The following is a 23,856-nucleotide window of genomic DNA, read 5'->3' as shown; positions in this document are numbered from 1 at the left end:
CGGACCCGACCGCCACGAGATCCTGGAATCGAGTCCGTGCTACCTCGATCAAAGCCGGACAGTTGGGGGGAATCCCCTATCGAACACCCTCTAAGAGAACTCGCTGCCAGCTCGGCGAGCGTGACCGACATGATTCGCAGACTTGGTGTGCCCCTTGCCGGTGGCACTCACAGCTACCTCACCAAGCGACTGAAGCACTACCGAATCGACATCTCGCACTTCGAGCAGAGCCGTGCAGATGGACCGCGCCAGGCGTACACCCGCGATCGCCTGGCTGCTGCCGCAGCCGCCAGCACCAGCATGGGTGCGATGATCCGGGAGCTGGGTGTCGTTCCCTATGACAGCCTCTACGGCTACTTGAAGCGGCGCACCGAGGACTTCGGGATCGACACTTCACACTTCGTCAGGGACAGTCGGTCCCTGCTGATGCCCAAGGACGAGGTGGAGCCGGCAGTCGCCGCCCAAGCCAGCCTCGCCGGCGTCCTTCGGGTGCTCGGCCTCGCCGACACCACGGGCAACCGTCGGCGCCTCAAGGCCGTGATCGCCCAGCACGACCTGGACACCAGCCACTTCACCGGGGCCGGAAGCAACCGCGGGAAGCCGCCGGCGAACCGGCGACGACCCGAAGAGCTCCTTGTCCAGCGGCCGAGCGACGCACAGCGCCTGAAAGGCCCCCGGCTGCGCCGCGCCCTGCTCGAACTCGGTCGGCCGGATTCCTGCGAGGGCTGCGGCACCGGATCCGTGTGGCGCGGCCGACCACTGACGCTGGAGGTCGATCACATCAACGGGAACTGGTCGGACAACCGCCCGGAGAACCTGCGGCTGCTCTGCCCGAACTGCCATGCCACCACCACGACGTACTGCGGCCGGAATCGCAATCTTCCGCGCGTCGCCTGACCCGTCGGACTCCGAAACGCCCTTGCCGGACCGGGTAGGCTGCTCCATGAGCGCCCGTACCCCAGCTGGCTAGAGGGCTGCGACTTAGGATCGCAGTGTCGTGGGTTCGAGTCCCACCGGGCGTACCACGGTTGAGCAGCGGGGTCCTCCGCGACAGAGGACCCCGTTCTCCATCACCCCAGCACGTCCTTGACCACCTCCGCCAGCGCCCGGAACGCCTTCCCCCGGTGGCTGATCGCGTTCTTCTCCTCCGCCGTCAGCTCCGCGCAGGTCCGGCTCTCGCCCAGCGGCTGGAGGATCGGGTCGTAGCCGAAGCCGTTGGTGCCGGCCGGGGCGGTGCGCAGGGTGCCGAGCAGGCGGCCCTCCGTCACGCGCTCGGTGCCGTCGGGCAGCGCGAGTGCGGCGGCGCAGGCGAAGTGGGCGGCGCGGTGTTCCTCGGCGATGTCGGAGAGCTGGGCGAGCAGCAGTTCGAGGTTGGCGAGGTCGTCGCCGTGCTTGCCGGACCAGCGGGCCGAGAAGATGCCGGGCGCGCCGCCGAGCACGTCGACGCAGAGGCCCGAGTCGTCCGCGATGGCCGGCAGGCCGGTGGCGCGGGCCAGTGCGTGGGCCTTGAGCAGGGCGTTCTCGGCGAAGGTGACGCCGGTCTCCGGCACGTCGGGGATCTCGGGGTAGGCGTCGGCGCCGACCAGTTCGACGTCGAGGCCGGCGGCGCCCAGGATGGCGCGCAGCTCGGTGACCTTGTGCTGGTTGCGGGTGGCGAGGATCAGGCGTCGGGGGGTGCTCATGGCTCCCCAGTATCGCCCACCCCGGCGGCCCGTCAGCTCACCTGGACCCGGCGGTGCTCACCGGTGGCGCCGCGGCCCGGTGGGTGCCGGTGCAGCCGATGATGCTGAGCGGCAGGACGAGCAGCAGGGCGACGACGGAGAGGACGGTCGTGCGGTTGATGCTGGGCGGCATCGCGGACCTCGGGTGGTGCGGAGGGCTGTTCCCCGGAACGGTACGGCCCACCGCCCCGTGCTGTACAGCCCCGGGGCGGTGGATTCCGCAGGTCAGCCCTCGAGCGCCTTGCGCTGCACCGCGTCCAGCTCGGCGCAGCCGAGCGAGCCGAGGTCGAGCAGCTGGTTGAGCAGGTCGCGGTCGAAGGGCTGCCCTTCGGCGGTGCCCTGGACCTCGACGAAGCGGCCGTCGGAGGTGCAGACGATGTTCATGTCGGTCTCGGCCCGCACGTCCTCCTCGTAGCGCAGGTCGAGCATCGGCACGCCGTCGATGATGCCGACGCTGACCGCGCTGACGCCGCCGGTGATCGGCTGGCCCTTGGCGCGCAGCAGGCCCTTGCCGCGGGCCCAGGCGACGGCGTCGACCAGGGCGACGTAGGCGCCGGTGATGGCGGCGGTGCGGGTGCCGCCGTCGGCCTGGAGGACGTCGCAGTCGAGCACGATGGTGTTCTCGGCGAGCGCGCGGTGGTCGACCACGGCGCGCAGCGAACGGCCGATCAGGCGGCTGATCTCGTGGGTGCGGCCGCCGATCTTGCCGCGGACGGACTCGCGGTCGCCGCGGGTGTTGGTGGCGCGCGGCAGCATGGCGTACTCGGCGGTGACCCAGCCTTCGCCGCTGCCCTTGCGCCAGCGCGGGACGCCTTCGGTGACGCTGGCGGTGCAGAGCACCTTGGTGTCGCCGTAGGAGACCAGGACGGAGCCTTCGGCGTGCTTGCTCCAGCCGCGTTCGATGGTGATCGGGCGGAGCTGGTCGGCGGTGCGGCCGTCGATGCGTGACATGGTGGTTGAGCGTAGTCGCTCGGGGACGCCCGCCCGGCCACCCGGACCTGCCGAGGGCCCGCCGGCTGGTGCGCCGGCGGGCCCTCGGTGGGGGGTGCTGCTTACATCATGTCCTCGATGTCGGCGGCGATCGGATCGGCGTCGGTGCCGATGACGACCTGGATCGCGGTGCCCATCTTCACGACGCCGTGGGCGCCGGCGGCCTTGAGCGCGGCCTCGTCGATGAGGGAGGGGTCCTTGACCTCGGTGCGCAGCCGGGTGATGCAGCCCTCGACCTCTTCGATGTTGTCGATACCGCCGAGACCGGCGACGATCTTCTCAGCCTTGCTGGCCATGGTCTTTCTCCCTCTTCGTCGGCCTTCCGGCTGCCTTGCCGGGGCCGTCCTGCGGTGTGCGTGCCGTGCTGGGTGGTCCGGTGACGCGGGCTCAGTTCGCCCGTGTCCGGCGGGATCAGCATCGCCCGGTTCGGGGGGATCCGCCACGCCGGCCCTCGTTCGGACCAGTCCCGCGCGCGCCGGTTGGATCTTCCTCCCAGGATGACGGTGAGTGGGGCTCGGCTCCGTCGGCGCGTTCGGCAGTAGCACGACTGGTGGTGCCACGACTGGTCTACACCAATCCGGTCGTACTTCCCAAAACGTGCGGACCGCCCGGGGTGTTCCCGGCCCCGCTCGCGACCGGACGGCCGACGCGGAAGGACGAAGATGAGCTCAGCGAGCGCCGCGCTCCCCCAGAAGCAGTGGTGGCACACCTTCTACGGCGGGCTGCAGAAGATGGGGCGCTCGCTCCAGCTGCCGGTCGCGGTGCTGCCGGCGGCGGGCATCCTGAACCGGCTGGGCCAGCCGGACATCTTCGGTCCGCAGGGCAAGATCGCCGACTGGCCGAACGTGGCGAAGGTGCTCGCGGGCGCGGGCGGCGCGCTGCTGGACCCCACGCTGGGCCTGCCACTGCTGTTCTGCGTCGGCGTGGCGATCGGCATGGCGAAGAAGTCGGACGGCTCGACGGCGCTGGCCGCGGTCGCGGGCTTCCTGGTCTACTTCAACATCCTCCACCAGTTCCCGATCAAGCCGCCGACCAATCCGCCGACCTACCAGAACCCGGGGGTGTTCGGCGGCATCGTGATGGGCCTGCTCTCCGCCTGGCTCTGGGTGCGCTTCCACCGGACGAAGCTGCCGGACTGGCTGGGGTTCTTCAACGGGCGCCGGCTGGTGCCGATGATCATGGCACTGGTGGCGATCGTGCTGGCGGTGCTGGCGCTCTGGGCCTGGCCGCCGATCGGGCGGGGCCTGGTGCACTTCAGCGACTGGCTCTCGGGGCTGGGCTCGCTGGGCTCGGCGATCTTCGGTGTGGCCAACCGCGCGCTGCTGGTGATCGGCATGCACCAGTTCCTGAACACCTTCGTCTGGTTCCAATACGGGACCTACAAGGACGCCCAGGGCCAGGTCTGGACCGGCGACATCCCGCGCTTCCTGCACGGCGACCCGACGGCGGGCCAGTTCACCTCGGGCTTCTTCCCGATCATGATGTTCGCACTGCCGGCCGCCGCGCTGGCCATCGCGCACACCGCCAAGCCGCACCGGCGCAAGGAGATCTACGGCCTGATGACCTCGGTCGCGCTGACCAGCTTCGTGACCGGCGTCACCGAGCCGATCGAGTACTCCTTCCTCTACGTCGCACCGCTGCTCTACGTGGCGCACGCACTGCTGACCGGCGCCTCGATGGGCATCACCTGGGCGCTGGGCGTGCACGACGGTTTCAGTTTCTCGGCGGGACTGATCGACTATCTGATCAACTGGAGCCTGGCCACCAAACCCTGGCTGATCATTCCGATCGGCCTCTGCTTCGCGGCGGTGTACTACGCGCTCTTCCGTTTCATGATCACCAAGTTCAACCTGCTGACACCCGGCCGTGAACCGGACGAGGATGTGGTGGACACCACCAGGGCCTGAGGAGTCGAACCCGCGGGGTTCGCGATCCGTACGCGCGCAGCACGATCCGGAGGCTGGTTACCGCGGGTAGCGATGATCGTTAATCCACAACAAGGTTTCGATTTCATAGCGCTTCCCACCTGCGGGGCTAGCGGCATTTCCAGCCCCCCTCACGGCGTGCTACAAAACTGGTCTACACCACTAGTGGTGTAGACCAGTTCGCGTACCGGCCCCCGGCCCGCACCCCGCCCGGTACGCCATGCCGTGAGGAACCACCCCATGAGTACGACAGCGCAGGCAAAGGTGCCCTCCTCGGCGCCCGCCCCGTCCCCGCTGAAGCAGGCCGGCCAGAACACCCTGCAGGGCCTGCAGAAGATCGGCCGCAGCCTCCAGCTCCCGATCGCCGTGCTGCCCGCCGCCGGTCTGCTGCTGCGCCTGGGCCAGGACGACGTCTTCGGCAAGGACGGCCTCGGCTGGGACAAGGTCGCCGCGGTCTTCAGCACCGCCGGCGGCGCGGTCTTCGACAACCTGCCGCTGCTCTTCGCGGTCGGCATCGCGATCGGCTTCGCCAAGAAGGCCGACGGCTCCACCGCGCTCGCCGCGCTGGTCGGCTTCCTGGTCTACAAGAACGTGCTCACCGCGTTCCCGATCACCGAGGGCCACATCGCCGACGGCAAGTGGGTCGCCCCGACCTACCAGAACCCCGGCGTGCTCGGCGGCATCGTGATAGGCCTGCTCAGCGCCGTGCTCTGGCAGCGGTTCCACCGCACCAGGCTGGTCGACTGGCTGGGCTTCTTCAACGGCCGCCGCCTGGTGCCGATCCTCATGGCCTTCGTGGGCACCGCGGTCGGCGTGCTCTTCGCCGAGGTCTGGGGCCCGGTGGGCGACGCGATCGGCCACCTGAACAACACCCTGATCAGCGCGGGCGCCCTCGGCGCCGGTGCGTTCGGCCTGGTCAACCGCGCCCTGCTGCCGGTCGGCATGCACCAGTTCGTCAACTCCTACGCCTGGTTCCAGGCCGGCGACTTCACCAAGCCGGACGGCACCGTGGTGCACGGCGACCTGACCCGGTTCTTTGCCGGCGACCCGCACGCGGGCCAGTTCATGGCCGGCTTCTACCCGATCATGATGTTCGCGCTGCCCGCCGCCACCCTGGCCATCGCACACACCGCCAAGCCGCACCGGCGCAAGGCCGTCACCGGCATGATGCTGTCGCTCGCGCTGACCTCCTTCGTCACCGGTGTGACCGAGCCGATCGAGTTCTCCTTCGTCTTCATCGCCCCGGCCCTGTACGTGGTCCACGTGGTGCTGACCGCCGTCTCGCTGGCCGTCACCTGGGCGCTCGGCGTGCACGACGGCTTCACCTTCTCCGGCGGCCTGATCGACTACCTGCTGGCCTACAGCAAGGCGCACGACCCCCTGCTGATCATCCCGATCGGCCTGGTCTTCGCCGCCGTCTACTACTTCGTGTTCCGCTTCGCGATCACCAAGTTCAACCTCAAGACGCCGGGCCGCGAGGACGACGACGAGGTCGAGGACACCACCAAGGCCTGACCACCGGCCCTGCCGACAGGGGCCCCCGTCCGGTTCGCCGGACGGGGGCCCCTGTGGCATTCCTCAGACCTGGTAGACCGCGCCCGCCTTGGCCAGCTCGACCGGGCCGCGGAAGACCACCTCGGCGTCGTGCAGGTTGCGCTGCGGGTCGGTCCACGGCGGGATGTGGGTGAGCACCAGCCGGCCGACCCCGGCGGCCGCGGCGTGCTCGCCGGCCTCCCGGCCGTTCAGGTGGATCGCCCGGTAGGTCTCCTTGCCGTCGGTGTAGGCGGCCTCGCAGAGGAAGAGGTCGCAGCCGCGGGCCAGCTCCACCAGCTCCGGGCTCTCCCCGGTGTCGCCGGAGTAGACCAGCGAGCGGCCCTCGTGCTCGATCCGGAAGGCGTAGGCCTCCACCGGGTGGTTGACCCGCACGGCGGTGACCCGCAGCGGGCCCAGCTCGAACGGGCCGGCGGGCAGCGTGCGGAAGTCGAAGACCTCGGTCATGCCGGGCGCCTCGGGCATGTCGTAGGCCCGGGCCAGCCGGCCCGGGGTGTCGGCGGGGCCGTAGACCGGCAGCGGCTCCGGGCAGCCCTCCAGCCGGTAGTTCCTGGCCACCCAGTAGGCGCACAGGTCGATGCAGTGGTCGGCGTGCAGGTGGCTGAGCGCGATGGCGTCCACCTCGTAGAGACCGGTGTGGCTCTGCAGCGCGCCCAGCGCGCCGTTGCCCAGGTCCAGCACCAGCCGGTATCCGGCCGCCTCGACCAGGTAGCTTGAGCAGGCGGAATCGGGCGACGGGAAGCTTCCGGAGCAACCCACCACAGTCAGTTTCATCCCGTGCCCCTCCGCCGGATCCCAGTCCGCGCACGCCGGTTACCGCCGGGTCACACCGGCGGGTAGCGGCAGCGGTCGCCTGTTGAGGGTAAGGGCGGGACGGCACTTTGCCCCCGTCCCCGTGCCGGGCTGTGGCTGGAATCACCAGAACGGAGCGGCGTGCGCGCGGTGCCGGGCTCCGGGCCGCCGGACAGCTGTGCGGGAGCCGGTCAGCGGTGCCGGGGACGGCGCCTGGCCCACTCCCGGATCCGCTCCGGGTACCACCGCGGATGCCCGCCGGCGTCCACGAAGTCGGGCTCCGGCAGCAGCCCGTGCCGGCGGTAGCTGCGCACGGTGTCGGGCTGCACGCCGATGTGCCGGGCGATCTCGGGGTAGGACCACGCTTCGGCGCTGGACTGGCTCACCGGGGACCTCCGGGTGGCGAGGCTCGATCGGGGAGTCCAGCCAACCGGGGCGGGGGCCGGGCCCCGGGACGCGCCGGGCGCGGTGGCGGTTCCGTGACGAAAGAGCTGCCCGGTACGGATAAATGCTCAACTGTCACACCGGTACGGTCATCGCATGAACCATGCGATGTGGCCGCTGCTCGGCCTGGTGCTGCTGGTGCTGATCGGGCTGGCAGTGCTGGTCGGCCGCCGTTCCCGGACCACCGTCGAGCCCCCGCGGCGGGTGCCGCCGCCGACCGGGACCCGCACCGGAACGCCCGCGCCCCGGGAGATCTGGTGGGCCGAGGTGCCCTTCGAGGACGGCCCGGGCAGCAAGGACCGGCCCTGCCTGGTGCTCTCGGTGCACGGGCGGACGGCCACCGTGGCCAAGATCACCAGCAAGCACCACGCCGAACTGCCGGGCGTGCTGGCGCTTCCGCCGGGCACGGTCGGCGACCGCGCGGGCCGGGCCAGCTGGCTGGAGACCCACGAGCTGCGCGAGGTGCCGCTGACGCACTTCCGCCGCCGGGCCGGACTGCTGGACGCGACGACCTGGGCCCGTACCGAACGTGCGGTACGGGCCCGTTGACGAGGCGTCGGGTGCCGCGGGGTCAGGCCCAGAGCTGGCCCTGCAGCAGTTCCACGGCCTGCTCGGTGGTCTCGGCCGTGTAGATGCCGGTGGAGAGGTACTTCCAGCCGCCGTCCGGCACCACGAAGACGATGTCGGCCCGCTCGCCGGCCTGCGCGGCCCGGCGGCCGACGCCGATCGCCGCGTGCAGGATGGCGCCGGTCGACACCCCCGCGAAGATGCCCTCCTCGGCGAGGAGCTCGCGGGTGCGGCGGACCGAGTCGGCGGAGCCCACGCTGAACCGGGTGGTCAGCACCTCGGCGTCGTAGAGCTCCGGCACGAAGCCCTCGTCCAGGTTGCGCAGGCCGTAGACCAGGTCGTCGTAGCGCGGCTCGGCGGCCACGATGCTGACGCCCGGCACCTTCTCGCGCAGGAACCGGCCGACGCCCATCAGGGTGCCGGTGGTGCCCAGGCCCGCCACGAAGTGGGTGACGGTCGGCAGGTCGGCCAGGATCTCCGGGCCGGTGCCCGCGTAGTGCGCGCCGGCGTTGTCCGGGTTGCCGTACTGGTAGAGCATCACCCAGTCCGGGTGCTCGGCGGCGAGCTCCTTGGCCACCCGCACCGCGGTGTTGGAGCCGCCGGCGGCGGGCGAGGAGATGATCTCCGCGCCCCACATCCGCAGCAGCTCGCGCCGCTCCTCGCTGGTGTTCTCCGGCATCACGCAGACCATCCGGTAGCCCTTGAGCTTGGCCGCCATGGCGAGCGAGATGCCGGTGTTGCCGCTGGTGGGCTCCAGCACGGTGCAGCCGGGGGTGAGCCGGCCGTCCGCCTCGGCCCGCTCGATCATGTGCAGGGCCGGGCGGTCCTTGATCGAGCCGGTCGGGTTGCGGTCCTCCAGCTTGGCCCAGAGCGACACCAGACCGGCCTCGTTGCCCGGGATCGCGGCGGAGAGCCGGGGCAGGCGGACCAGCGGGGTGTTGCCGACGGCCTCGAGGGGGCTGTCGTAGCGCATGGGGTCTCCGGCGGTTGGGGGTGGGTGAGGGAGCGGTCTCCGGGCCGGGTCCGGGCGGCGCCGACGGAGGACTCCCTGCGGAGCATGGGCGACTGAGGAGGAGCCGTCCGGGGGGCACCTCCCGGCCGAAGGCCGGGGGAGAGAGCCCGGGCGCCGTGACGCCGCCCCCAACCGTCGGCGGCCCCCTGCTTCTACTTCGAGCCGCCGGCCACGGCCGGGAGGATCGTGACGCTGTCGCCGTCCTTGAGGTCGGTCCCGATGCCCTCCAGGAACCGGACGTCCTCGTCGTTGAGGTAGACGTTGACGAAGCGGCGCAGCTCGCCGTTGTCCAGCAGACGGGCGGCGATGCCCGGGTGGCGGACGTCCAGGTCGGCGATCAGCTCGCCGAGGTTGGCGCCGCTGCCGTCGACGGCCTTGGCGCCGTCGGTGTAGCTGCGGAGGATGGTCGGGATGCGGACCTCGATGGCCATGGCTGTGCTCCTGGGCAGGTGGTGGTGGGGCCGCAGGGGCGCGGCGCGGAATCGGGCGGTGAGCCGGGGCGTGGTGTTCCGCAGCCCGGCGAGGGGCGGCGGCGGCTCAGGCGTCGCGACAGATCGCGGCGGCGTGCCGGCACAGGTCGATGTGCAGGCGCGCCACGAGGCGGATGCCCGGGGCCTGGATGCTCACATCGACGGAACGCATGGGCTCATCGTATAGATTCCCGCCCGGATTCCTCCATGCCCGTCTCACTCACCGGATGTTTTCGTGTCGCCCCCTGAGATGACACCGGGACGGACGGACCGCGGCGGGCCGCCCATGGGGCCCGCCGCCTGGGAGGGTCTCAGGCCTCGACGACCTGGACCTCCTCCTCGGTGATCACGCCGTCCAGGATGCGGAACGAGCGGAACTGGTACGGGTCGTCCTCGCCGGTGCCCTCGGCGGTGGAGACCAGCACGTAGTGGGCGTTCGGCTCGGAGGCGTAGCTGACGTCGGTGCGCGAGGGGTAGGCCTCGGTGGCGGTGTGCGAGTGGTAGACCACCACCGGCTCCTCGTCCCGGTCGTCCATGTCCCGGTAGAGCTTCAGCAGGTCCTGCGAGTCGAACTCGTAGAAGGTGGGCGAGCGGGCCGCGTTCAGCATCGGGATGAACCGCTCCGGGCGGTCGCTGCCGGCCGGTCCGGCGACGACCCCGCAGGCCTCGTCCGGGTGGTCGGCGCGGGCGTGGGCGACGATCGCGTCGCGCAGTTCTCGGGTGATGGTCAGCATGCCGTCAGGATAGGGGCAGCCGTCCGACGCCCTTCCGGGCCCGGCGGTCAGCCCGCCATCGCCTCCAGCAGCGACTCCTGCATCGCGCCGAGCCAGAGGTAGGCCATCACCAGCGGCTTGCGCTCGTCGCCGTCCGGCAGGTCGTAGAGGCCCTGCTCGTCCTCCTCGGTGACCTCCAGCCGCGCGCCGATGGTCAGCCGCAGGTCGTTGAGCGCGCCGAGCCAGCGGGTCCGCTCCTCCCCCTCCGGCCGCAGCACCCCGCCCTGGCCGCCCAGGCCGTCCAGCGCGCGGACCACGAAGAGCGCGTCCTCGCGCTTGCGGGCGCGCAGGTCGAGCTCGGTGTAGCGGCGGAACTCGCCGGCCGCCGCCTTGGTCTGCTGGTCGGCCGCCTCGCCCGGCTCGCCGTAGGCGTCGGGGAAGAGCCGGGCCAGCGCCGGATCGGCCGGCGCCTCGGTGGGGCCCTCGGCGAAGAGCGCCGCCAGCGGGTCCTCGTGCGCGTCCCCGCCGGGGCCGGGGCCGATCAGCTCCAGCATCTGCACCTCCAGCGAGCGGAGGATGTCGGCCTCCACCTCGTCGAGGGCGATCGCCGTGCCGCCGTCGCGGGTCCGCTCGAACAAGCCAGCCATCAGTGCAACTACCGTCCCGGTTCGCGTTTCTGTCGGTCAGTGGGTCAAGGATGCGGGGTGAGGGTGCGTCAGTCGTGCTGCAGGGTGGCCCACAGGCCGTAGCCGTGCATCGCCTGGACGTCCCGCTCCATCTCCTCGCGGGTGCCGCTGGAGACCACGGCGCGGCCCCTGGTGTGCACGTCCATCATCAGCTTGCGGGCCTTCTCCTTCGGGTAGCCGAAGTAGGCCTGGAACACGTAGAGCACGTAACTCATCAGATTGACCGGATCGTTGTGGACGATCGTCACCCACGGCGTGTCCGGCTCCGCCACCGGGAGGCTCTCGGCCTCGGGGCGTTCGATCTCGGCCGGCGCGACACTCACGGCGGGGTCTCCTCACGGGGGTCTCCTCCGGCCGGCGGCCGGGGGTCTCTGACCTCCCATGCTGCCATCCGAGGGACCCGGGAGCGATTCCGACCCGGCGTTCGGCGGACCAAATCGTCAAACTGACGCTAAGTGGTAGTAGCATCATCTCCATGGACGCCAAGGCACTGGCGGCGGCTCGCTCCGCCGCGCCCACCTCGCCGACAGCCGGCACCACCGCGCTGCTCACCGACCGCTACGAGCTCACCATGCTGCAGGCCGCGCTGCGCAGCGGAGCGGCGCACCGCCGCTCGGTCTTCGAGGTCTTCACCCGGCGGCTGCCCGACGGCCGGCGCTACGGCGTGCTGGCCGGCACCGGCCGGATGCTCGACGCGATCGAGGACTTCCGCTTCACCACGCCCCAGCTGGACTGGCTGGCCGACCAGCGGGTGGTGGACGAGCCCACCCTGCGCTGGCTGGCCGACTACCGCTTCTCCGGCGACGTCACCGGCTACCCGGAGGGCGAGGTCTACTTCCCCGGCTCCCCGCTGCTGACCGTCGAGGGCAGCTTCGCGGAGGCGGTGATCCTGGAGACGGTGATCCTCTCCATCCTCAACTTCGACTCCGCGGTGGCCGCCGCGGCCTCCCGGATGACGGCCGCCGCAGGGGAGCGGCCGTGCATCGAGATGGGGGCCCGGCGGGCGCACGAGAGCGCGGCCGTGGCGGCCGCCCGGGCGGCCTACCTGGCCGGCTTCGCGGCCACCTCCGACCTGCAGGCCGGCTTCGCGCACGGCATCCCGACCACCGGCACCGCCGCGCACGCCTTCACCCTGCTGCACGACAGCGAGAAGGACGCCTTCACCGCGCAGATCGCCTCGATGGGCACCGGCACCACCCTGCTGGTGGACACCTACGACCTGGCCGAGGCGGTCCGCACCGCCGTCGAGGTGGCCGGGCCGGAGCTGGGCGCGGTCCGGATCGACTCCGGCGACCTCACCCTGCTGGCCCACCGGGTCCGCCGCCAGCTGGACGAACTGGGCGCCCGGCAGACCCGGATCATCGTCACCTCCGACCTGGACGAGTACGCGATCGCCGCGCTGGCCGCCGCGCCGGTGGACGGCTACGGGGTCGGCACCAGCCTGGTCACCGGCAGCGGGCACCCGACCTGCGCGATGGTCTACAAGCTGGTCGCCCGGGCCGCCTCGGCCGACCCGGGCGCGCCGCTGGTGCCGGTGGCCAAGCGCTCGGCCGGCGGCAAGACCAGCGTCGGCGGGCGCAAGTGGGCGGCCCGCCGCCCGGACGCCGACGGGGTGGCCGAGGCCGAGGTGGTCGGCACCGGGGAGGTGCCCGCCGACCTGGCCGGCCACCTGCTGCAGGTTCCGCTGGTGCGCGGCGGCGAGCCGGTCGGGCGGGAGCCGCTGGCGGCCGCCCGGGAGCGGCACCGGCGGGCGCGGTCCGCGCTGCCGCTCTCGGCCACCCAGCTCTCCCGCGGCGAGCCGGTGCTGCCGACCGAGCTGCGGCTGGACTGACGGCTCGACAGCCTGCACCGCACCCGCCGGCGGGCGGGAACGGCGGGCGCGGTGCAGGCTGTGGACCAGAGGCGGCCACAGGGCGGCCACCCGCCACCGGTCGGCTGCCGCGCGGGGGGCGGCAGCCCGCCACCGGAGGGCGGTGGCCGCCTCTTCCGCCCTCCACCGGCACTCCCTAGAGTGGCCACCACTCCGAGTGGCCGCCCCACTCTCCCAACACCTGAACGCCAGCGAGGAAGCACGCCATGTCCCGGGCCCTGATCGTCATCGATGTGCAGAACGACTTCTGCGAGGGCGGCAGCCTCCCCGTCGCCGGCGGCGCTGAGGTGGCGGCCGCGATCACCGACCTGATCGCCACCGAGCGCGCCTCCTACCTGCACGTGGTCGCCACCCGGGACCACCACCTGGACCCCGGCGACCACTTCTCGGCCGAGCCGGACTTCGTCAACAGCTGGCCGCCGCACTGCGTGGCGGGCACCGAGGGGGTCGGCTTCCACCCGAACTTCGCACCCTCGGTCACCTCCGGAGCGATCGAGGCGGTCTTCTCCAAGGGCGCGCACGCCGCCGCCTACAGCGGCTTCGAGGGCTTCGACGAGAACGGCGACACGCTGGCCGCCTGGCTGCGGGGGCACGGGGTCGACGCGGTGGACCTGGTCGGCATCGCCACCGACCACTGCGTGCGGGCCACCGCGCTGGACGCGGTGCGCGAGGGCTTCGCCACCCGGGTGCTGCTGGACCTGACGGCGGGGGTGGCGGCCGGGACCACGGCCGCCGCGCTGGAGCAGCTGCGGGCGGCCGGGGTGGAGCTGGCCGGGGAGCCGGTGCTGAGCTGACGGGGTGCCGGTGGGGCGGGTCCGGGCGGGGCGGGTCTCGGAGAAGTGGCGCTCACCCCTCGGTAACCAGCAGTTCCACCAGGTCGTCGCCGCCCGAAACCAGCGCGGTGCGCAACTGCTCGGTCACCGCGGCGGGGTCCGCGGCCAGCTGGCCGCCGGTCAGGTGCACCAGCCGCACGCCCAGGTACTCCATCCGGTGCTGCCCGGCCCGCACCCAGGCCGCCTCGCCCTCGCTCAGGCAGCGCAGCGCCGAGTCCAGCTCCACCGCCACGCCCTGCTCGGGCCAGTAGACGTCCGGCACGGCGACGAAGGTGCCGCCGCGCATCCGCAGCTCCGGGCCGACCAGCGGCACCGGCAGCAGCTCGGCCGCGGCCAGCTCCAGCAGCCCGCCCAGCACCTCGTCGCGCTCGGCGGCCAGCAGCTCGTCCACCGCCGCCCGGATCCGCGGCTCGCCCAGCAGTTCGGCCTCGCGCAGCTCGGCGATCAGCTCGGCCGGCGCGGCGGCCCGCTCCCCCGCCGGACCGCTCGGCGCGACGGCCTCGCGCAGCACCGAGCGGAGCACCGCGGGACCGAGCAGGCCGGCCTCCAGCACCCCGCCGTCGGTCCATTCGCGCAGCGCGTCCGCCACCGCCCTGGGCACCGGCGCGCAGGCCAACCCGTGGACGTCGGTGGACTCCAACTCGCGGGCGGTGCGCTGGATCCGCACCTCCCCGGCGTCGCGCAGCCGGCGCTGCCGGGGCACCAGCACCTGCACCCCGGTGACCGCGGGCAGCCGTGGCACGCCGGTGAACCCGTAGAGCGCGAGGGCCGCCGCGCCGGTGATCACCGCACCGGCCCGACAGCCCTCCTCCCGGCCGTTCTGGGCCGCGTAGAGCAGCGCGGCCCACATCCGCTGCTCGGGGGTCGGGGTGCCGGCCTGCAGCAGGTAGACCCGGGGCAGCAGCCGCTGCCAGGGCCCGCCCCGGCGGCAGTGCTCGCTCACCACCCGGGACGGAACTCCACGGGCTCGCAACTGACTTGCGGTGATCACGTTCTGCTGGCGGCGGGCCAGTTCTTCGAGGGACAGGGCGGCGGAGGGCGTCTGGTAGCTCATGCGACAACACTCCCCCGTCACCCGGTCGCCGGAGTCACGCACTGACGCACCGTTACGCAACCGTCGTCAAACCGGGACGTCCCCGCACTAAAGTCTGCATACCCTCACTCATTCGGAGTAATTGGGAGCATTTTCCTTGCTTCTGACGATCGTTCATGATGCCGACCCATGACATCCGTCATGACCGACCGGTGATGCCGCACGCTGCCGCGGCGGCCCGGCGTGGAGCAGAATCGGTGTCACCGGCGGGGCGGAGGGCGCGGGGCCGGGGGAACGGGGGCGACGGACATGAGCGGGACCATGAGCGGGACCATCGGCGAGATCGGCGAGATCGGCGAGATCGGCGGGACCGGCCCGGCCGTCCCCGCCTCCGGGACCGCCGCCGAGGCCGGGGCGCCCGCCGCCCCGGCGCTGCCCAAGCACCTGGCCGCGCTGCCCGAGGACCTGTCCGAGCTGCGGCTGCCCACCTGGTACTTCGGCTTCGAGTCGGTCTTCGCCTGCGCCTACGACCTGATCAAGGCCTACCCCTCCGCCTGGCCGGCGCTGGTGGCGCTGGCCGCCGTCAACATCGCCCTCTCGCTCACCCTGATGCGCCGCCGGCTCAAGCTGGCCAAGGCGCTCTGGCAGGGCAAGCGGACCCGGTTCCTGGCGCTGGGCCTGCTCGCGCTGCGGATCGGCTCGCACGCCGCGCTGGCCGCGGTCGGCGTCGCCGTCGACGGCACCGCCGCCCACCTGGCCTTCGCGGTCGCGATGGGCGCCGTCACCCTCGGCCTGCTCGCCTTCACCCAGCGCACCGCCCTGCGCGCGCTGGACGCCGAGCGTGCGCGGGCGCACACCACGGCGGCCTGAACCCGCCCCCGCCCCCGGTGTGATCCGGGCCACTGTCCCGGATTCCTCTCTCGCACCAAGCGGCCCGCGAGCATTGCCTACCATCAGGGCATGCGATATGACGAAACATCAGGTCTGAGCGCGGCTCAGCTGCGCCTGGGCCGGCTACCCGGCTACGTCCGGCGGCCAGACCCCGCCCGCCGGGCCGGCGAGCGGGGTTCGACGTACAAGAAGGGCTGGGAGGTCCGCTTCACGGCCCGCTCCGAGGCGGAGATAGCAGAGATCCGCGAACTGCTCGTCGCGGCGGGCTTCGCCCCCGCCCGGCCGTTCTTCAAGGGCCAGCAGCTGATCCAGCCGGTCTACGGCATGGCAGTGGTGCGGACCTACCTGGAAGCCCGCGAACTGGTCGTCTGACCGGCGGCACGACGGCGGCGGGGCGGTCGACGCCACAAGCGGTCCGACCAGCGCGCCGACAGCTCGCGAGCACGGCAGGTCAACGGGGACACAACGGGGGCCCCACGGGGGTCAACGGGGGCAGCGGGGGTAGCGGGGGCACCACGATCGGCGGGGGCAGATCGGCGGAGCAGACCGACGGGGCAGACCGACGGGGGCAACGGGGGTTCGCCTCGACTCAGACCGGATCGGGCCCGTCCCGGTCCTCCGCCCCACCATGGGCCGCCCGGGCGGCCAGCAGCGGCGCCAGGTTGTCGCCGGCCCAGGCGCACACCGCGTTCATCGGCCCGAACATCGACCGGCCCAACGGCGTCAGCTCGTACACCACGCGGGGCGGGTTCTCCTCGAACTCGGTCCGGGTCAGCAGCCCGTCGCGCTCCAGCGAACGGAGCGTGGCCGTCAGCACCTTGGGCGTCACCCAGTGCAGCGGCACCCGCAGCTCGGAGAACCGCCGCGGCCCCGGCTCCAGGCAGCGCAGCACGAACCAGGCCCACTTGTCGCCGAGCTTGATCGGCATCGGACTCGGCAGCGCCCGCGGATCGAACAGGTCGGCCGGCAGCGGCTCCGGCGGAGCCGGCGCGAACGTGGTCATCAGTACCCCCTGCGGTTCGGCACCGGCCCCGACCCGGCGTCAGGCCCCGTGCGGTTCCAGGAACTCCAGCCGGTTGCCCAGCTTGTCGAAGGCGTAGAACCGGTCGTGCCCCGGGAACTCGCCGTCCCAGCGCACCTCGTGCCCGTGCGCCTCCAGCCGCTCCGCCAGCGCCGGCAGGCCGCGCACCAGGATGCCCGGGTGCGCCTTGCGGGCGGGCTGGAAGTCCTCCTCCACGCCCAGGTGCACCTCGAGCCCGCCGCCCCGGAACCAGCACCCGCCGCGCGCCGCCAGCACCGGCGGCTTGGCCAGCTCCGCCATCCCGAGCACCCCGCCCCAGAACTCGCGGCAGAGCGGCTCCGCCCCCGGCGGGATCGCCAATTGGACGTGGTGCAGGGCGGTGAAGACCGGTTCGTCAGACATGTGCACGACCTTAACCGGGGCCCGACGGTCCGCACCAGGCCTTTCGATCGTCTCCGATCTTCAGCGCCCCGCCGCCCGGCGGACCAGCACGGCGACCCCCGCCACGATCAGCACCACCAGCACCGCCGCGGCCGCGTACAGCCACACCGTCGTCCCGCCCCCCGTGCCCGCCGCTGCGGCGGCCGGCGTCGGCGCGGCCGCCAGCGAGTCCGGCGCGCCCTGCGACTCGACCCGGCTCAGCAGCGGGTTGTCCCTGGGCCCGTTGTCGACGGCCGGGTTGTCGGCCAGCGACTTGGAGGGCGAGGCGATGCCGTAGCCGTAGCGGTCGTTGGGCACCTGGCTGTGGTCGGGCGGCGCGGCAGCGGAGGTGATCATGCGTCGGATCACCTGGCCGGCGGTGAGGTTGGGGTACTTCGAGCGGACCAGGGCGGCGATGGCGGAGACGTAGGCGGTGGCGTCGGAGGTGCCGTCCGAATAGCCGTAGTCGGTGGACGACTTGTTGCCGGCGACGGTGATGCCGACGCCCGGTCCCACCAGGGTCAGCTCCGGCCCCTGGTCCGACTTCGCCCAGAGATTGCCCATCCGGTCGATCGCGCCGACGGCTACCACTCCCGGAAACGCTGCCGGATACGCCACGGTCGACGTGAGGTTTCCGCTCGCGGCCACCAGCACGACGTCCCGGGAGAGCGCGTAGTTGACCGCCGCTCGGTCGGCCGGATTGGTCCGCATGGGCCCGCCGATCGACATGCTGACGACCTTCGCGCCGTGGTCCACCGCGAACCGCAGGGCGTCGGCGAACTTGTCGTCCTGGGCCGCCTGGACGTCGCCCACCTCGGACAATGCGAGCCGCACCGGAAGGATCTTCACCTTGGGGGCGAGGCCCATCACCCCGGCTTGGTCACCGTGCCCGTGGCCGGCGATCAGGCTGGCCATCCCCGTCCCGTGCCCCTGGTCATCCGTGCGCCCATCGCCCTGCGTTCCCGAGAAGTCGGCGCCGGACAGAACCTGGCCCGTCAGATCCTGGTGGCTCGCGTTCACGCCGGTGTCGATCACCGCAACCGTGACACCGTCGCCCTCGCTGATCGGCCACACGTTCGTGGACGCCTTGTACGCCTGCAGCGCCCACTGCTGGTCGCGGATGTTGTCGGCCCAGGCCGGACCGGCCGCCATCCCCCACACCAGTGCCCCCGCTGCCAGGGCGGCCACGCCCCGTATCGGCCGCCTGCTGGTCATGACCGCTACTCCCCACTCCTCGTCATCGGCGCCTCATTCCACCACGCCGGGCGTGGCGTCCTGATCCGACACCCAGGTCTCCTCGTCCTCGACCAGGTAGTCCGCCCGCTCGCCCTGACGCTTCTTCTTCCGCTTGGTGTCCCGTGCCTCACCCGGCATCAGACCCATTCCCGTACCCATGCCCTCACCACGGGCTTCCTCGGCACCGGCCTCCGCCATGATCCGGCTGCGGGCACCGAGTCCGCTACCGCCCCTGGTGAACTCCTCCTTGCCCGCAGCGCCTCGGGAGGACTCGAAGGGCATCTCTCCCTCGCCGACGGCACCACCCGGGCGCCGTCGACTCGCGGTGCCCCGACCGACGGCCTCGCCGCCGATCAGACCGCGCCCGGAAGCCGCCGACCCGCCCTCCTCTGCGAACACACCACGCCCGGAAGCCGTGGAACCCCCCTGCTCGGAGAACGCCCCGCGTCGGCCGGGCCCCGCGCCGCCGCCCTCCTCGCCCTCGACCGGGCCGACTCGGCCACCACCGGTTCCCCGGGAGCCCTCACCGTTCTTGGGCCACGGCGCGTCGAACCCGTCACTGGAGGACGGCAGCCGGCCGGACCCCGTCCCGAGGCCGAAGGGCGTGCCGCTCTTGGGCGTTCCACTTCCACCGACCGGCCCGCTCGGCAGACCGGACGGGCCGGCCCCCGGCACGCTGGGGGCCAGCGCGGTGTGGTCCAGGCCGGTGCCGGCGCTGGGAGCGGCGAGCTGCGCGGGCGAAGCGCCCACTGTGCTGGGGGCCGCGGGCGCGGACACGTTCACCGGCGTGGACGGACCCGGCGCGGACGAACCCGCCCCGGCCGGGGCGACGCCAACGACAGCGGACCGCGGCGGCTTGGGAGCGGCACTCGGCACACCTCCGGCGATGCCGGAATCGGCAGGTGCCGGAGAGCTGGCCGGGGCCGCGATCTGCCGGGGCGCCGGAGCCGGGCTGCTGGATGCCACCACGGCACGGGAGACGGCCTGCGTGGTCTCCGGAGCAGTCGAGTAGCCGCCGATCGCGCCAAGTCCGGAACCCATCACGAAGGCGCTCAGCGCGGCTGCGGCGGTCGGGTCCGGCGGCGGAACGTCCTGCTCTCCGTGAATGTCCAGCCCTGGCGGCTTCAGCACCGGCACCGCCGTCCGGTACTTGTTCGCCAGCGTCTGCATCACCGCAACGGCCTGCGCCTTGCGCTGATCCGTGATCGGGATCTGGGTGGCGTCGCTCTGGTTCCCGATCGCGTTCTCGAACGTGTCCGAGACCGCGTTCCCGACCTGGTCCCAGAAGCCGGGCTCCTCAGGCATGTCGTGCTTCGCCTGGTCGATCGCCTCGGACATCATCTGCAGCGTGTTCGCCGCGTCGTTGGCGTAGGCGGCGGTGTTGTTGACGTTGTTCGCCAGCTTGGTCATCGCCGAGTAGAACGCGTCGCTCGACGTCCCCTGCCAGCTCTGCGTCGCGTCGCCGGAGGCCATGCCCAGCGCGGTGCGGATCTGCTTGAGGGTGTCGGAGGCCCGGCGCCAGGGGTCGCTGGCGGACATCACGTCACCGGAGTTGAGGGCTTCGACCATCGTGCGCAGCTGCGCGTGGCTGTAGCCGCTGAAGTCCGTCACGTTACTGCTCACGACGGGTCGCCCCCTGTCCTCTCGGCCTTGCGGCTGCTGGTGATCGGCTGACGGGTGGTCACCACGAGGGCAGCTCCGTCCCGTCCGGCGCCGTGGTCGGGCCCGTGCCCGTCCCCGGGGCGGGCTTGGCGCGACCGGGCTTTCCGCTCTTGCTCCCCTTGCCCTCGGCCACCGGAACCGCCGCACCGCCCGCCGACGCGCCGTCAACCGCCGCACCGTCGACCGCGCCGCCCTCCACGGCACCGCCGGGGACCCCCGCCGCGCCGGTCCGCCGGGCCGCCGACCGGCCCGCCGCGGCGCCGGCCACGGCACCGCCCGCCGCCGAGGCGGCGTAGACGGTGGTGGCGGGGCTGCCGACCGACCAGCCGTCCGAGGTGACCTTGAGGCGCTGGGTGGTGTCCCGCTCCTGCTCCTCGTAGTTGGTGGCGGTCAGGTCGGCCTTCTGCTGGGCCTCGTCGATGAGTTGGTGCAGGGCGATCAGCACGTCCTTGAGGCCGTCGCGCATCACGTCGTACTGGTCGTGCAGCGCGGTGGCCTCGGCGAACTCGCCGAAGGAGCCGCGGCCGATGCCCGACTTGGCGTGTGCGGTCTTGCCGTCGGCCGAGGCCTGGAACTCCGCGAGCAGGCTCCTGACCTGGCCGGCGAAGGCCCGCAGGCTGTCCACCTCGACCTGGTACCCGGTGCCGCTCACGCTCCCCTTGTCGGTCACGGTTCGCGCCTCCCCCGTCCGCGTTCCTCTGGCGTCTGCCGTCACCGGTCCTCCGGGTCGGCGGTGTTGCGGTGCTGCGGTGTTGCCTGGGCGTTCAAGCCTCCCAAGTATTCAACGCAACGCCAACCCCCCGTGTCCACCACCCGCACGGCCGGTCACGACCCGGCGGGCGCGGACTCCGGGGCCGCTCCGGCCTCGGCCAGCGCCCGACGGCAGAGCGAGTCGGCCCTGCGGGTGGTCTCGGGGAGGCGGTAGGCGGGGGTGAGGGCGAGCACGCAGTCGACCGCTTCGGACAACCCGATCAGGTGGCCGACCGAGACGAAGACCGGCTTCACCCCCGTGCGGGTACGGACGGCCCGGCCGACCTCGGCGCCGTCGGCCGGGTCCACCAGCGGGGTCCAGGCGCCGCGTTCGGGGGCGGGGTCGGTGCTGGTGAAGGTGAAGGCGGTCTTGGCGGCGCCCAGGGTGGGCAGGCCGGTGAGCACGCCGAGGTGGCTGGCCAGGCCGAGCCGGCGGGGGTGGGCCAGGCCGTAGCCGTCGCAGACCACCAGGTCGGGGCGGCGGGTGAGGCGGGCCAGCGCGTCGAGCACGGCGGGCAGTTCGCGGAAGGCCAGCAGGCCGGGGAGGTAGGGGAAGGCGACCCGGCCGACCGCGGTGGCCTGCTCGACCACGGCGAGGGTGTCGAGGTCGAGCAGCACGGCCGCGGCGGCGACCAGGTCGCGTTCGTCGTCGTAGGCCACGTCCACGCCGGCCACCAGCGCGCCGGGGGCGGGCGCCGGGCCGTGCGGGACGACCAGTGGGCGCAGCCGCTGCTGCTCGGCCAGGGCGGCCGCCTCGGTGGCGGGCCAGGCGGCCAGGTCGATGGGCGTGATCATGGTGCTCCCCCGGGGCGGCTGACGGCACGGCGACGCGGGCCACGCTAGCGGGTGGCCCGCGTCGTGCCGGGCGGGGCCGTCAGTTGGTGGAGACCACCACGGTCTTCGCCGCCTTGTCGTGGATGCACTGGCGGTAGGGCTTGTCGAAGACGCCGAACAGGCCGTTGACCAGCCACCAGAGGCCGCAGCAGAGCACGGCGGGGAGGGTGTAGACGGCGGCCCGGGTCCAGGCGGCGGAGGTCGACGGGCGGGAGCCGTCCGCCAGCGTGGCGACCCGGACGTTCATCACCTTCTTGCCCACGGTCTGGCCGTCCCGGGAGAGCATCACGCCCTCGTAGATCAGGTACATCACGTAGAAGAGCCAGACGCCGCCGGTCCAGCCGTCGCGGTTGCCGAAGCCGGTGAACGGGAGGACCAGGACGAAGGCGATCACCTGGATGATCACGTAGTCGATCACCCGGGCCAGGATGCGGCTCGGCCAGGTGCCCAGCGGGGGCATGCCGGCGGTCGGACCGCCCGCGGGGGCGCCGCTGCCGTAGGGGTCGCCGCCGTAGGGCTGCTGGCCGTAGGGCGCGCCCTGGCCGGGGGGCTGGTCGTACGGGGAGCCGCCGTAGCTGCCCTGGTAGCCGCCGGGGCCGGTGCCGTTGGCCCGGGTGCTGTCGTGCGGGGCCTGCGGGTCGTACGGGGATCCGTTGGCGGGCGGGGGCGGCGGCGCTGACGGGTTGTCGGCGGGGGTGGGCGGCTGCTTCTCGAAGGAGGGCTTGCCGCCTCCTTCCGGATCGGCGCTCGAAGGGTCATAGCTGCTCATACGAGCAGTAGATCACCGGAAATCGTATCTTCTAAGGATTTCTAGACCGTTTCGGACAAACTGATGGCCGTTCAGCCGCGCACCACCGTGGTCCGGGCCGCCCGGTCGGGCCACGCGGCCGCGCCGGCCACACCGAGGACGGTGAGCAGGAGGAACTGGGCGAGCAGCCAGCGGCCGCAGGCCCGGCCGACGCCGGGAGGCTGCCGGGTACCGGTCCTGACGACCCGCAGGCCGAGCAGCCGCTTGCCCAGCGTGCGTCCGGTCCGGGCGGTGGGGACCACCTCCAGCAGCACCCCGGCGAGCAGCACGGCACCGAGCAGCAGGGCGACCCGGCCGAGGACGGTGCCGTCGATCAGCCAGACGTCCACCTCACGGCGGGTCAGCTGACTGAGCGCCCGGGCCTGGGTGAGCTTCTGCTGGAGGTAGGCGGTGGTCTGCGCGGCCAGCGGCACCCCGACGGCGGCGGCGACGGCGAGCAGGGGGACGGTGTCGACCAGCCGCGCGAGCAGCCGCCGCCCGAACCGCGCCCGGACGGGGGCGGGGTGGGCGACAGGGGTGCGGGCGACGGCTTTGGTGGGGCTGGCGGAGGTGGAGCGGGAAGTCGGCGGGGTGGACTTTTGGGGGGCGGCGAGAGGTGGGGTCGGCTCCTGAGCGGGCGCAGGGGCAGCATCGGAGGTCGGCCTGGTCGACTCTGCGGGGATGGGAGTGACCCAGGCATCGGGAGTCGATGGGGCCGACTTCTCAGCACCGAGGGGGGAGCCCCCAGAAGTCACCGAAGCCGAAGATGCCTCCTCCCCAGAAGTCGACCAGCCCGACTCTTCGCTCCACGCCGAGCCGTCCCCCGCCTCCTGCTCCCGAAAGTCCAGCCCACCCGAGGCGCCATCAGCCCCAAAAGTCGACCCGCCCGACGTCTCACACCCATCGCCCTCCTCCGCCATCCCCCACGTGACCCAGCGCGGCGCCTGGCCGGTCTCCATGAGGCCGCGCTGCTCCAGCGGGTCGGCATGCCAGCCGTTGCGGGGGGCGGGGGCGCTGGTACCCGGATCCGCTACCCGGACGGGTGACCCCGTGAGCGGTGTGCCCGGTACCCGAACGGAGGGATCCGCCTCGGCCGCACCCCAGTGGGCGGCCGCGTCGGGGCCGAGGGTGAACACCGCACCGGCACCGGGCTCGTCGAGGAAGATCGGGCCGGTCTCCTCCACCACACCGACGCGGTCGGCCCCGTCGACGCCGTCGACCGCGCCGGCCGGTTCCCGTTGCGGCATCGCCGGGGGCGGGATGTAGCGGCCGCCGGGGCGGGGCACCCGGTCGGCGAAGCGCGGGGTGGCCAGTACCTCGCCGTCGGCGGGGACGGGCCGGCTGGTGCCGGGGGTCCAGGCGTCACCGTTCCAGTAGCGGACGAAGCCGGGCACCGAGGGGTCCGGGTAGTAGCCGGGCGCGGGGACGGCGCTCTGCGCGACGGCCCCCTGATAGGCCGGAACCGCCGCAGCGGCCCCGCCGTACCCCTGGCCTTGGTCGAAACTCCCGTAGGACACCCACCCGGGCAGCGCGCATTCCCCCGGGTCCGCGCCCGGGCTCGGTACCCTCGGGGCTCCGTCCGACATCTGGTCCGACATGCAGATCCACTCTCCTGAGACCTCGGCGGGGCGCACGCCACGTCGCCGGG

At 72.7% G+C, this 23,856-nt stretch carries 29 protein-coding genes and 1 tRNA gene; 9 read left to right on the top strand and 21 right to left on the bottom strand.

Going from position 1 to position 23,856, the window contains the following annotated elements:
* Window positions 1–129 precede the first annotated feature (129 nt).
* Both ACFYNO_RS34795 and ACFYNO_RS34790 read left to right on the top strand, forming a co-directional pair.
* Window positions 130–897 (top strand): HNH endonuclease, encoded by a 768-nt coding sequence (locus ACFYNO_RS34795; RefSeq protein ID WP_388021537.1) that lies wholly within the window; start codon window positions 130–132, stop codon window positions 895–897.
* A gap of 50 nt (window positions 898–947) precedes the next feature.
* Window positions 948–1,025, top strand: a tRNA-Leu gene (locus ACFYNO_RS34790).
* A gap of 45 nt (window positions 1,026–1,070) precedes the next feature.
* Here ACFYNO_RS34790 and rdgB read toward each other — a convergent pair.
* From rdgB to ACFYNO_RS34770, 4 genes are all read right to left on the bottom strand, one after another.
* Window positions 1,071–1,682 carry an RdgB/HAM1 family non-canonical purine NTP pyrophosphatase gene (rdgB, locus tag ACFYNO_RS34785; protein WP_388021528.1) on the bottom strand — a complete coding sequence of 204 codons (612 nt, stop codon included), beginning with the start codon at window positions 1,680–1,682 and terminating at the stop codon, window positions 1,071–1,073.
* A 37-nt stretch (window positions 1,683–1,719) separates the two neighbouring features.
* Window positions 1,720–1,854: a hypothetical protein gene (locus ACFYNO_RS34780; RefSeq protein WP_388021527.1), complete on the bottom strand. Its 135-nt coding sequence runs from the start codon at window positions 1,852–1,854 to the stop codon at window positions 1,720–1,722.
* A 92-nt stretch (window positions 1,855–1,946) separates the two neighbouring features.
* The gene (rph, locus tag ACFYNO_RS34775) at window positions 1,947–2,672 is read right to left on the bottom strand and encodes a ribonuclease PH (RefSeq protein ID WP_388021526.1); all 726 of its coding nucleotides are present in this window, start codon (window positions 2,670–2,672) and stop codon (window positions 1,947–1,949) included.
* Between the two features lie 101 nt (window positions 2,673–2,773).
* A complete protein-coding gene (locus ACFYNO_RS34770) occupies window positions 2,774–3,007 on the bottom strand; it encodes a glucose PTS transporter subunit EIIB (RefSeq protein ID WP_035848895.1) in 234 nt (77 codons plus the stop codon).
* 366 nt (window positions 3,008–3,373) lie between these two features.
* On the opposite strand from ACFYNO_RS34770, the gene ACFYNO_RS34765 reads away from it, so the two are divergent.
* Window positions 3,374–4,618 (top strand): PTS transporter subunit EIIC, encoded by a 1,245-nt coding sequence (locus ACFYNO_RS34765; protein WP_388021525.1) that lies wholly within the window; start codon window positions 3,374–3,376, stop codon window positions 4,616–4,618.
* A gap of 258 nt (window positions 4,619–4,876) precedes the next feature.
* Window positions 4,877–6,151, top strand: a complete 1,275-nt coding sequence (locus ACFYNO_RS34760; RefSeq protein ID WP_388021524.1) for a PTS transporter subunit EIIC — start codon at window positions 4,877–4,879, stop codon at window positions 6,149–6,151.
* A 63-nt stretch (window positions 6,152–6,214) separates the two neighbouring features.
* Here ACFYNO_RS34760 and ACFYNO_RS34755 read toward each other — a convergent pair whose 3' ends face one another.
* Complete coding sequence (locus ACFYNO_RS34755; protein WP_388021523.1) at window positions 6,215–6,961, bottom strand: MBL fold metallo-hydrolase; 747 nt, start codon at window positions 6,959–6,961, stop codon at window positions 6,215–6,217.
* Between the two features lie 209 nt (window positions 6,962–7,170).
* The gene (locus ACFYNO_RS34750; protein WP_388021522.1) at window positions 7,171–7,365 is read right to left on the bottom strand and encodes a MerR family transcriptional regulator; all 195 of its coding nucleotides are present in this window, start codon (window positions 7,363–7,365) and stop codon (window positions 7,171–7,173) included.
* Window positions 7,366–7,519: 154 nt separating this feature from the next.
* On the opposite strand from ACFYNO_RS34750, the gene ACFYNO_RS34745 reads away from it, so the two are divergent.
* Window positions 7,520–7,972: a type II toxin-antitoxin system PemK/MazF family toxin gene (locus ACFYNO_RS34745; RefSeq protein WP_388021521.1), complete on the top strand. Its 453-nt coding sequence runs from the start codon at window positions 7,520–7,522 to the stop codon at window positions 7,970–7,972.
* A gap of 22 nt (window positions 7,973–7,994) precedes the next feature.
* Here the strand turns inward: ACFYNO_RS34745 and ACFYNO_RS34740 are convergent, their stop codons facing one another.
* The 6 genes from ACFYNO_RS34740 to clpS all read right to left on the bottom strand — a co-directional run bounded on the left by ACFYNO_RS34740 (window position 7,995) and on the right by clpS (window position 11,194).
* A complete protein-coding gene (locus ACFYNO_RS34740; protein ID WP_388021520.1) occupies window positions 7,995–8,963 on the bottom strand; it encodes a PLP-dependent cysteine synthase family protein in 969 nt (322 codons plus the stop codon).
* A 191-nt stretch (window positions 8,964–9,154) separates the two neighbouring features.
* Complete coding sequence (locus tag ACFYNO_RS34735; protein ID WP_388021519.1) at window positions 9,155–9,433, bottom strand: MoaD/ThiS family protein; 279 nt, start codon at window positions 9,431–9,433, stop codon at window positions 9,155–9,157.
* Window positions 9,434–9,539: 106 nt separating this feature from the next.
* Window positions 9,540–9,644, bottom strand: a complete 105-nt coding sequence (locus ACFYNO_RS34730) for a putative leader peptide (protein ID WP_342795305.1) — start codon at window positions 9,642–9,644, stop codon at window positions 9,540–9,542.
* A 139-nt stretch (window positions 9,645–9,783) separates the two neighbouring features.
* Entirely contained in the window at window positions 9,784–10,206 is a 423-nt protein-coding gene (locus tag ACFYNO_RS34725; RefSeq protein ID WP_388021518.1) for a Mov34/MPN/PAD-1 family protein, read from the bottom strand.
* A 47-nt stretch (window positions 10,207–10,253) separates the two neighbouring features.
* Window positions 10,254–10,832: a DUF2017 domain-containing protein gene (locus ACFYNO_RS34720; RefSeq protein WP_388021517.1), complete on the bottom strand. Its 579-nt coding sequence runs from the start codon at window positions 10,830–10,832 to the stop codon at window positions 10,254–10,256.
* Between the two features lie 68 nt (window positions 10,833–10,900).
* Window positions 10,901–11,194 (bottom strand): ATP-dependent Clp protease adapter ClpS, encoded by a 294-nt coding sequence (clpS, locus tag ACFYNO_RS34715; RefSeq protein WP_035848862.1) that lies wholly within the window; start codon window positions 11,192–11,194, stop codon window positions 10,901–10,903.
* Window positions 11,195–11,346: 152 nt separating this feature from the next.
* Between clpS and ACFYNO_RS34710 the strand changes: the two genes are divergently transcribed.
* Together ACFYNO_RS34710 and ACFYNO_RS34705 are read left to right on the top strand one after the other, a co-directional pair.
* Window positions 11,347–12,702, top strand: a complete 1,356-nt coding sequence (locus ACFYNO_RS34710; RefSeq protein WP_388021516.1) for a nicotinate phosphoribosyltransferase — start codon at window positions 11,347–11,349, stop codon at window positions 12,700–12,702.
* 245 nt (window positions 12,703–12,947) lie between these two features.
* On the top strand, window positions 12,948–13,535 hold the full coding sequence (locus ACFYNO_RS34705; protein WP_388021515.1) for an isochorismatase family protein: 588 nt from the start codon (window positions 12,948–12,950) through the stop codon (window positions 13,533–13,535).
* Between the two features lie 52 nt (window positions 13,536–13,587).
* On the opposite strand, the gene ACFYNO_RS34700 is transcribed toward ACFYNO_RS34705, so the two are convergent.
* The gene (locus ACFYNO_RS34700) at window positions 13,588–14,628 is read right to left on the bottom strand and encodes a hypothetical protein (RefSeq protein WP_388021514.1); all 1,041 of its coding nucleotides are present in this window, start codon (window positions 14,626–14,628) and stop codon (window positions 13,588–13,590) included.
* A 300-nt stretch (window positions 14,629–14,928) separates the two neighbouring features.
* Here ACFYNO_RS34700 and ACFYNO_RS34695 point away from each other — a divergent pair, with 300 nt between their 5' ends.
* Both ACFYNO_RS34695 and ACFYNO_RS34690 read left to right on the top strand, forming a co-directional pair.
* On the top strand, window positions 14,929–15,477 hold the full coding sequence (locus ACFYNO_RS34695) for a hypothetical protein (RefSeq protein ID WP_388021513.1): 549 nt from the start codon (window positions 14,929–14,931) through the stop codon (window positions 15,475–15,477).
* A 90-nt stretch (window positions 15,478–15,567) separates the two neighbouring features.
* On the top strand, window positions 15,568–15,870 hold the full coding sequence (locus ACFYNO_RS34690; protein WP_388021512.1) for a hypothetical protein: 303 nt from the start codon (window positions 15,568–15,570) through the stop codon (window positions 15,868–15,870).
* A gap of 217 nt (window positions 15,871–16,087) precedes the next feature.
* Here ACFYNO_RS34690 and ACFYNO_RS34685 read toward each other — a convergent pair whose 3' ends face one another.
* The 8 genes from ACFYNO_RS34685 to ACFYNO_RS34650 all read right to left on the bottom strand — a co-directional run bounded on the left by ACFYNO_RS34685 (window position 16,088) and on the right by ACFYNO_RS34650 (window position 23,725).
* Entirely contained in the window at window positions 16,088–16,501 is a 414-nt protein-coding gene (locus tag ACFYNO_RS34685) for a winged helix-turn-helix transcriptional regulator (RefSeq protein WP_388021511.1), read from the bottom strand.
* A 39-nt stretch (window positions 16,502–16,540) separates the two neighbouring features.
* Window positions 16,541–16,921 (bottom strand): glyoxalase, encoded by a 381-nt coding sequence (locus tag ACFYNO_RS34680; protein ID WP_388021510.1) that lies wholly within the window; start codon window positions 16,919–16,921, stop codon window positions 16,541–16,543.
* 60 nt (window positions 16,922–16,981) lie between these two features.
* Window positions 16,982–18,154, bottom strand: a complete 1,173-nt coding sequence (locus ACFYNO_RS34675; protein WP_388021509.1) for a S8 family serine peptidase — start codon at window positions 18,152–18,154, stop codon at window positions 16,982–16,984.
* Between the two features lie 33 nt (window positions 18,155–18,187).
* Window positions 18,188–19,798 (bottom strand): hypothetical protein, encoded by a 1,611-nt coding sequence (locus ACFYNO_RS34670; protein WP_388021508.1) that lies wholly within the window; start codon window positions 19,796–19,798, stop codon window positions 18,188–18,190.
* 58 nt (window positions 19,799–19,856) lie between these two features.
* The gene (locus ACFYNO_RS34665) at window positions 19,857–20,507 is read right to left on the bottom strand and encodes a hypothetical protein (protein WP_388021507.1); all 651 of its coding nucleotides are present in this window, start codon (window positions 20,505–20,507) and stop codon (window positions 19,857–19,859) included.
* Between the two features lie 155 nt (window positions 20,508–20,662).
* The gene (locus tag ACFYNO_RS34660; RefSeq protein ID WP_388021506.1) at window positions 20,663–21,382 is read right to left on the bottom strand and encodes an endonuclease V; all 720 of its coding nucleotides are present in this window, start codon (window positions 21,380–21,382) and stop codon (window positions 20,663–20,665) included.
* A 79-nt stretch (window positions 21,383–21,461) separates the two neighbouring features.
* A complete protein-coding gene (locus tag ACFYNO_RS34655) occupies window positions 21,462–22,190 on the bottom strand; it encodes an RDD family protein (RefSeq protein ID WP_388021505.1) in 729 nt (242 codons plus the stop codon).
* 71 nt (window positions 22,191–22,261) lie between these two features.
* Complete coding sequence (locus tag ACFYNO_RS34650) at window positions 22,262–23,725, bottom strand: RDD family protein (protein ID WP_388021504.1); 1,464 nt, start codon at window positions 23,723–23,725, stop codon at window positions 22,262–22,264.
* Window positions 23,726–23,856 lie beyond the last annotated feature (131 nt).

Origin of the sequence: Kitasatospora sp. NPDC006697 (assembly GCF_042869935.1) — a bacterium.
Classification (GTDB): Bacteria; Actinomycetota; Actinomycetes; order Streptomycetales; family Streptomycetaceae; genus Kitasatospora.
This window is presented reverse-complemented; position numbering and strand designations above follow the sequence as displayed.

Bases quoted from the DNA above. Each gene is read 5' to 3' on its own strand.
- ACFYNO_RS34795 (WP_388021537.1), top strand. From the start codon at position 130: ATGATTCGCAGACTTGGTGTGCCCCTTGCCGGTGGCACTCACAGCTAC.
- rdgB (WP_388021528.1), bottom strand. From the start codon at position 1,682: ATGAGCACCCCCCGACGCCTGATCCTCGCCACCCGCAACCAGCACAAG.
- ACFYNO_RS34780 (WP_388021527.1), bottom strand. From the start codon at position 1,854: ATGCCGCCCAGCATCAACCGCACGACCGTCCTCTCCGTCGTCGCCCTG.
- rph (WP_388021526.1), bottom strand. From the start codon at position 2,672: ATGTCACGCATCGACGGCCGCACCGCCGACCAGCTCCGCCCGATCACC.
- ACFYNO_RS34770 (WP_035848895.1), bottom strand. From the start codon at position 3,007: ATGGCCAGCAAGGCTGAGAAGATCGTCGCCGGTCTCGGCGGTATCGAC.
- ACFYNO_RS34765 (WP_388021525.1), top strand. From the start codon at position 3,374: ATGAGCTCAGCGAGCGCCGCGCTCCCCCAGAAGCAGTGGTGGCACACC.
- ACFYNO_RS34760 (WP_388021524.1), top strand. From the start codon at position 4,877: ATGAGTACGACAGCGCAGGCAAAGGTGCCCTCCTCGGCGCCCGCCCCG.
- ACFYNO_RS34755 (WP_388021523.1), bottom strand. From the start codon at position 6,961: ATGAAACTGACTGTGGTGGGTTGCTCCGGAAGCTTCCCGTCGCCCGAT.
- ACFYNO_RS34745 (WP_388021521.1), top strand. From the start codon at position 7,520: ATGAACCATGCGATGTGGCCGCTGCTCGGCCTGGTGCTGCTGGTGCTG.
- ACFYNO_RS34740 (WP_388021520.1), bottom strand. From the start codon at position 8,963: ATGCGCTACGACAGCCCCCTCGAGGCCGTCGGCAACACCCCGCTGGTC.
- ACFYNO_RS34735 (WP_388021519.1), bottom strand. From the start codon at position 9,433: ATGGCCATCGAGGTCCGCATCCCGACCATCCTCCGCAGCTACACCGAC.
- ACFYNO_RS34730 (WP_342795305.1), bottom strand. From the start codon at position 9,644: ATGCGTTCCGTCGATGTGAGCATCCAGGCCCCGGGCATCCGCCTCGTG.
- ACFYNO_RS34725 (WP_388021518.1), bottom strand. From the start codon at position 10,206: ATGCTGACCATCACCCGAGAACTGCGCGACGCGATCGTCGCCCACGCC.
- ACFYNO_RS34720 (WP_388021517.1), bottom strand. From the start codon at position 10,832: ATGGCTGGCTTGTTCGAGCGGACCCGCGACGGCGGCACGGCGATCGCC.
- ACFYNO_RS34710 (WP_388021516.1), top strand. From the start codon at position 11,347: ATGGACGCCAAGGCACTGGCGGCGGCTCGCTCCGCCGCGCCCACCTCG.
- ACFYNO_RS34705 (WP_388021515.1), top strand. From the start codon at position 12,948: ATGTCCCGGGCCCTGATCGTCATCGATGTGCAGAACGACTTCTGCGAG.
- ACFYNO_RS34700 (WP_388021514.1), bottom strand. From the start codon at position 14,628: ATGAGCTACCAGACGCCCTCCGCCGCCCTGTCCCTCGAAGAACTGGCC.
- ACFYNO_RS34695 (WP_388021513.1), top strand. From the start codon at position 14,929: ATGAGCGGGACCATCGGCGAGATCGGCGAGATCGGCGAGATCGGCGGG.
- ACFYNO_RS34690 (WP_388021512.1), top strand. From the start codon at position 15,568: ATGCGATATGACGAAACATCAGGTCTGAGCGCGGCTCAGCTGCGCCTG.
- ACFYNO_RS34685 (WP_388021511.1), bottom strand. From the start codon at position 16,501: ATGACCACGTTCGCGCCGGCTCCGCCGGAGCCGCTGCCGGCCGACCTG.
- ACFYNO_RS34680 (WP_388021510.1), bottom strand. From the start codon at position 16,921: ATGTCTGACGAACCGGTCTTCACCGCCCTGCACCACGTCCAATTGGCG.
- ACFYNO_RS34675 (WP_388021509.1), bottom strand. From the start codon at position 18,154: ATGACCAGCAGGCGGCCGATACGGGGCGTGGCCGCCCTGGCAGCGGGG.
- ACFYNO_RS34660 (WP_388021506.1), bottom strand. From the start codon at position 21,382: ATGATCACGCCCATCGACCTGGCCGCCTGGCCCGCCACCGAGGCGGCC.
- ACFYNO_RS34655 (WP_388021505.1), bottom strand. From the start codon at position 22,190: ATGAGCAGCTATGACCCTTCGAGCGCCGATCCGGAAGGAGGCGGCAAG.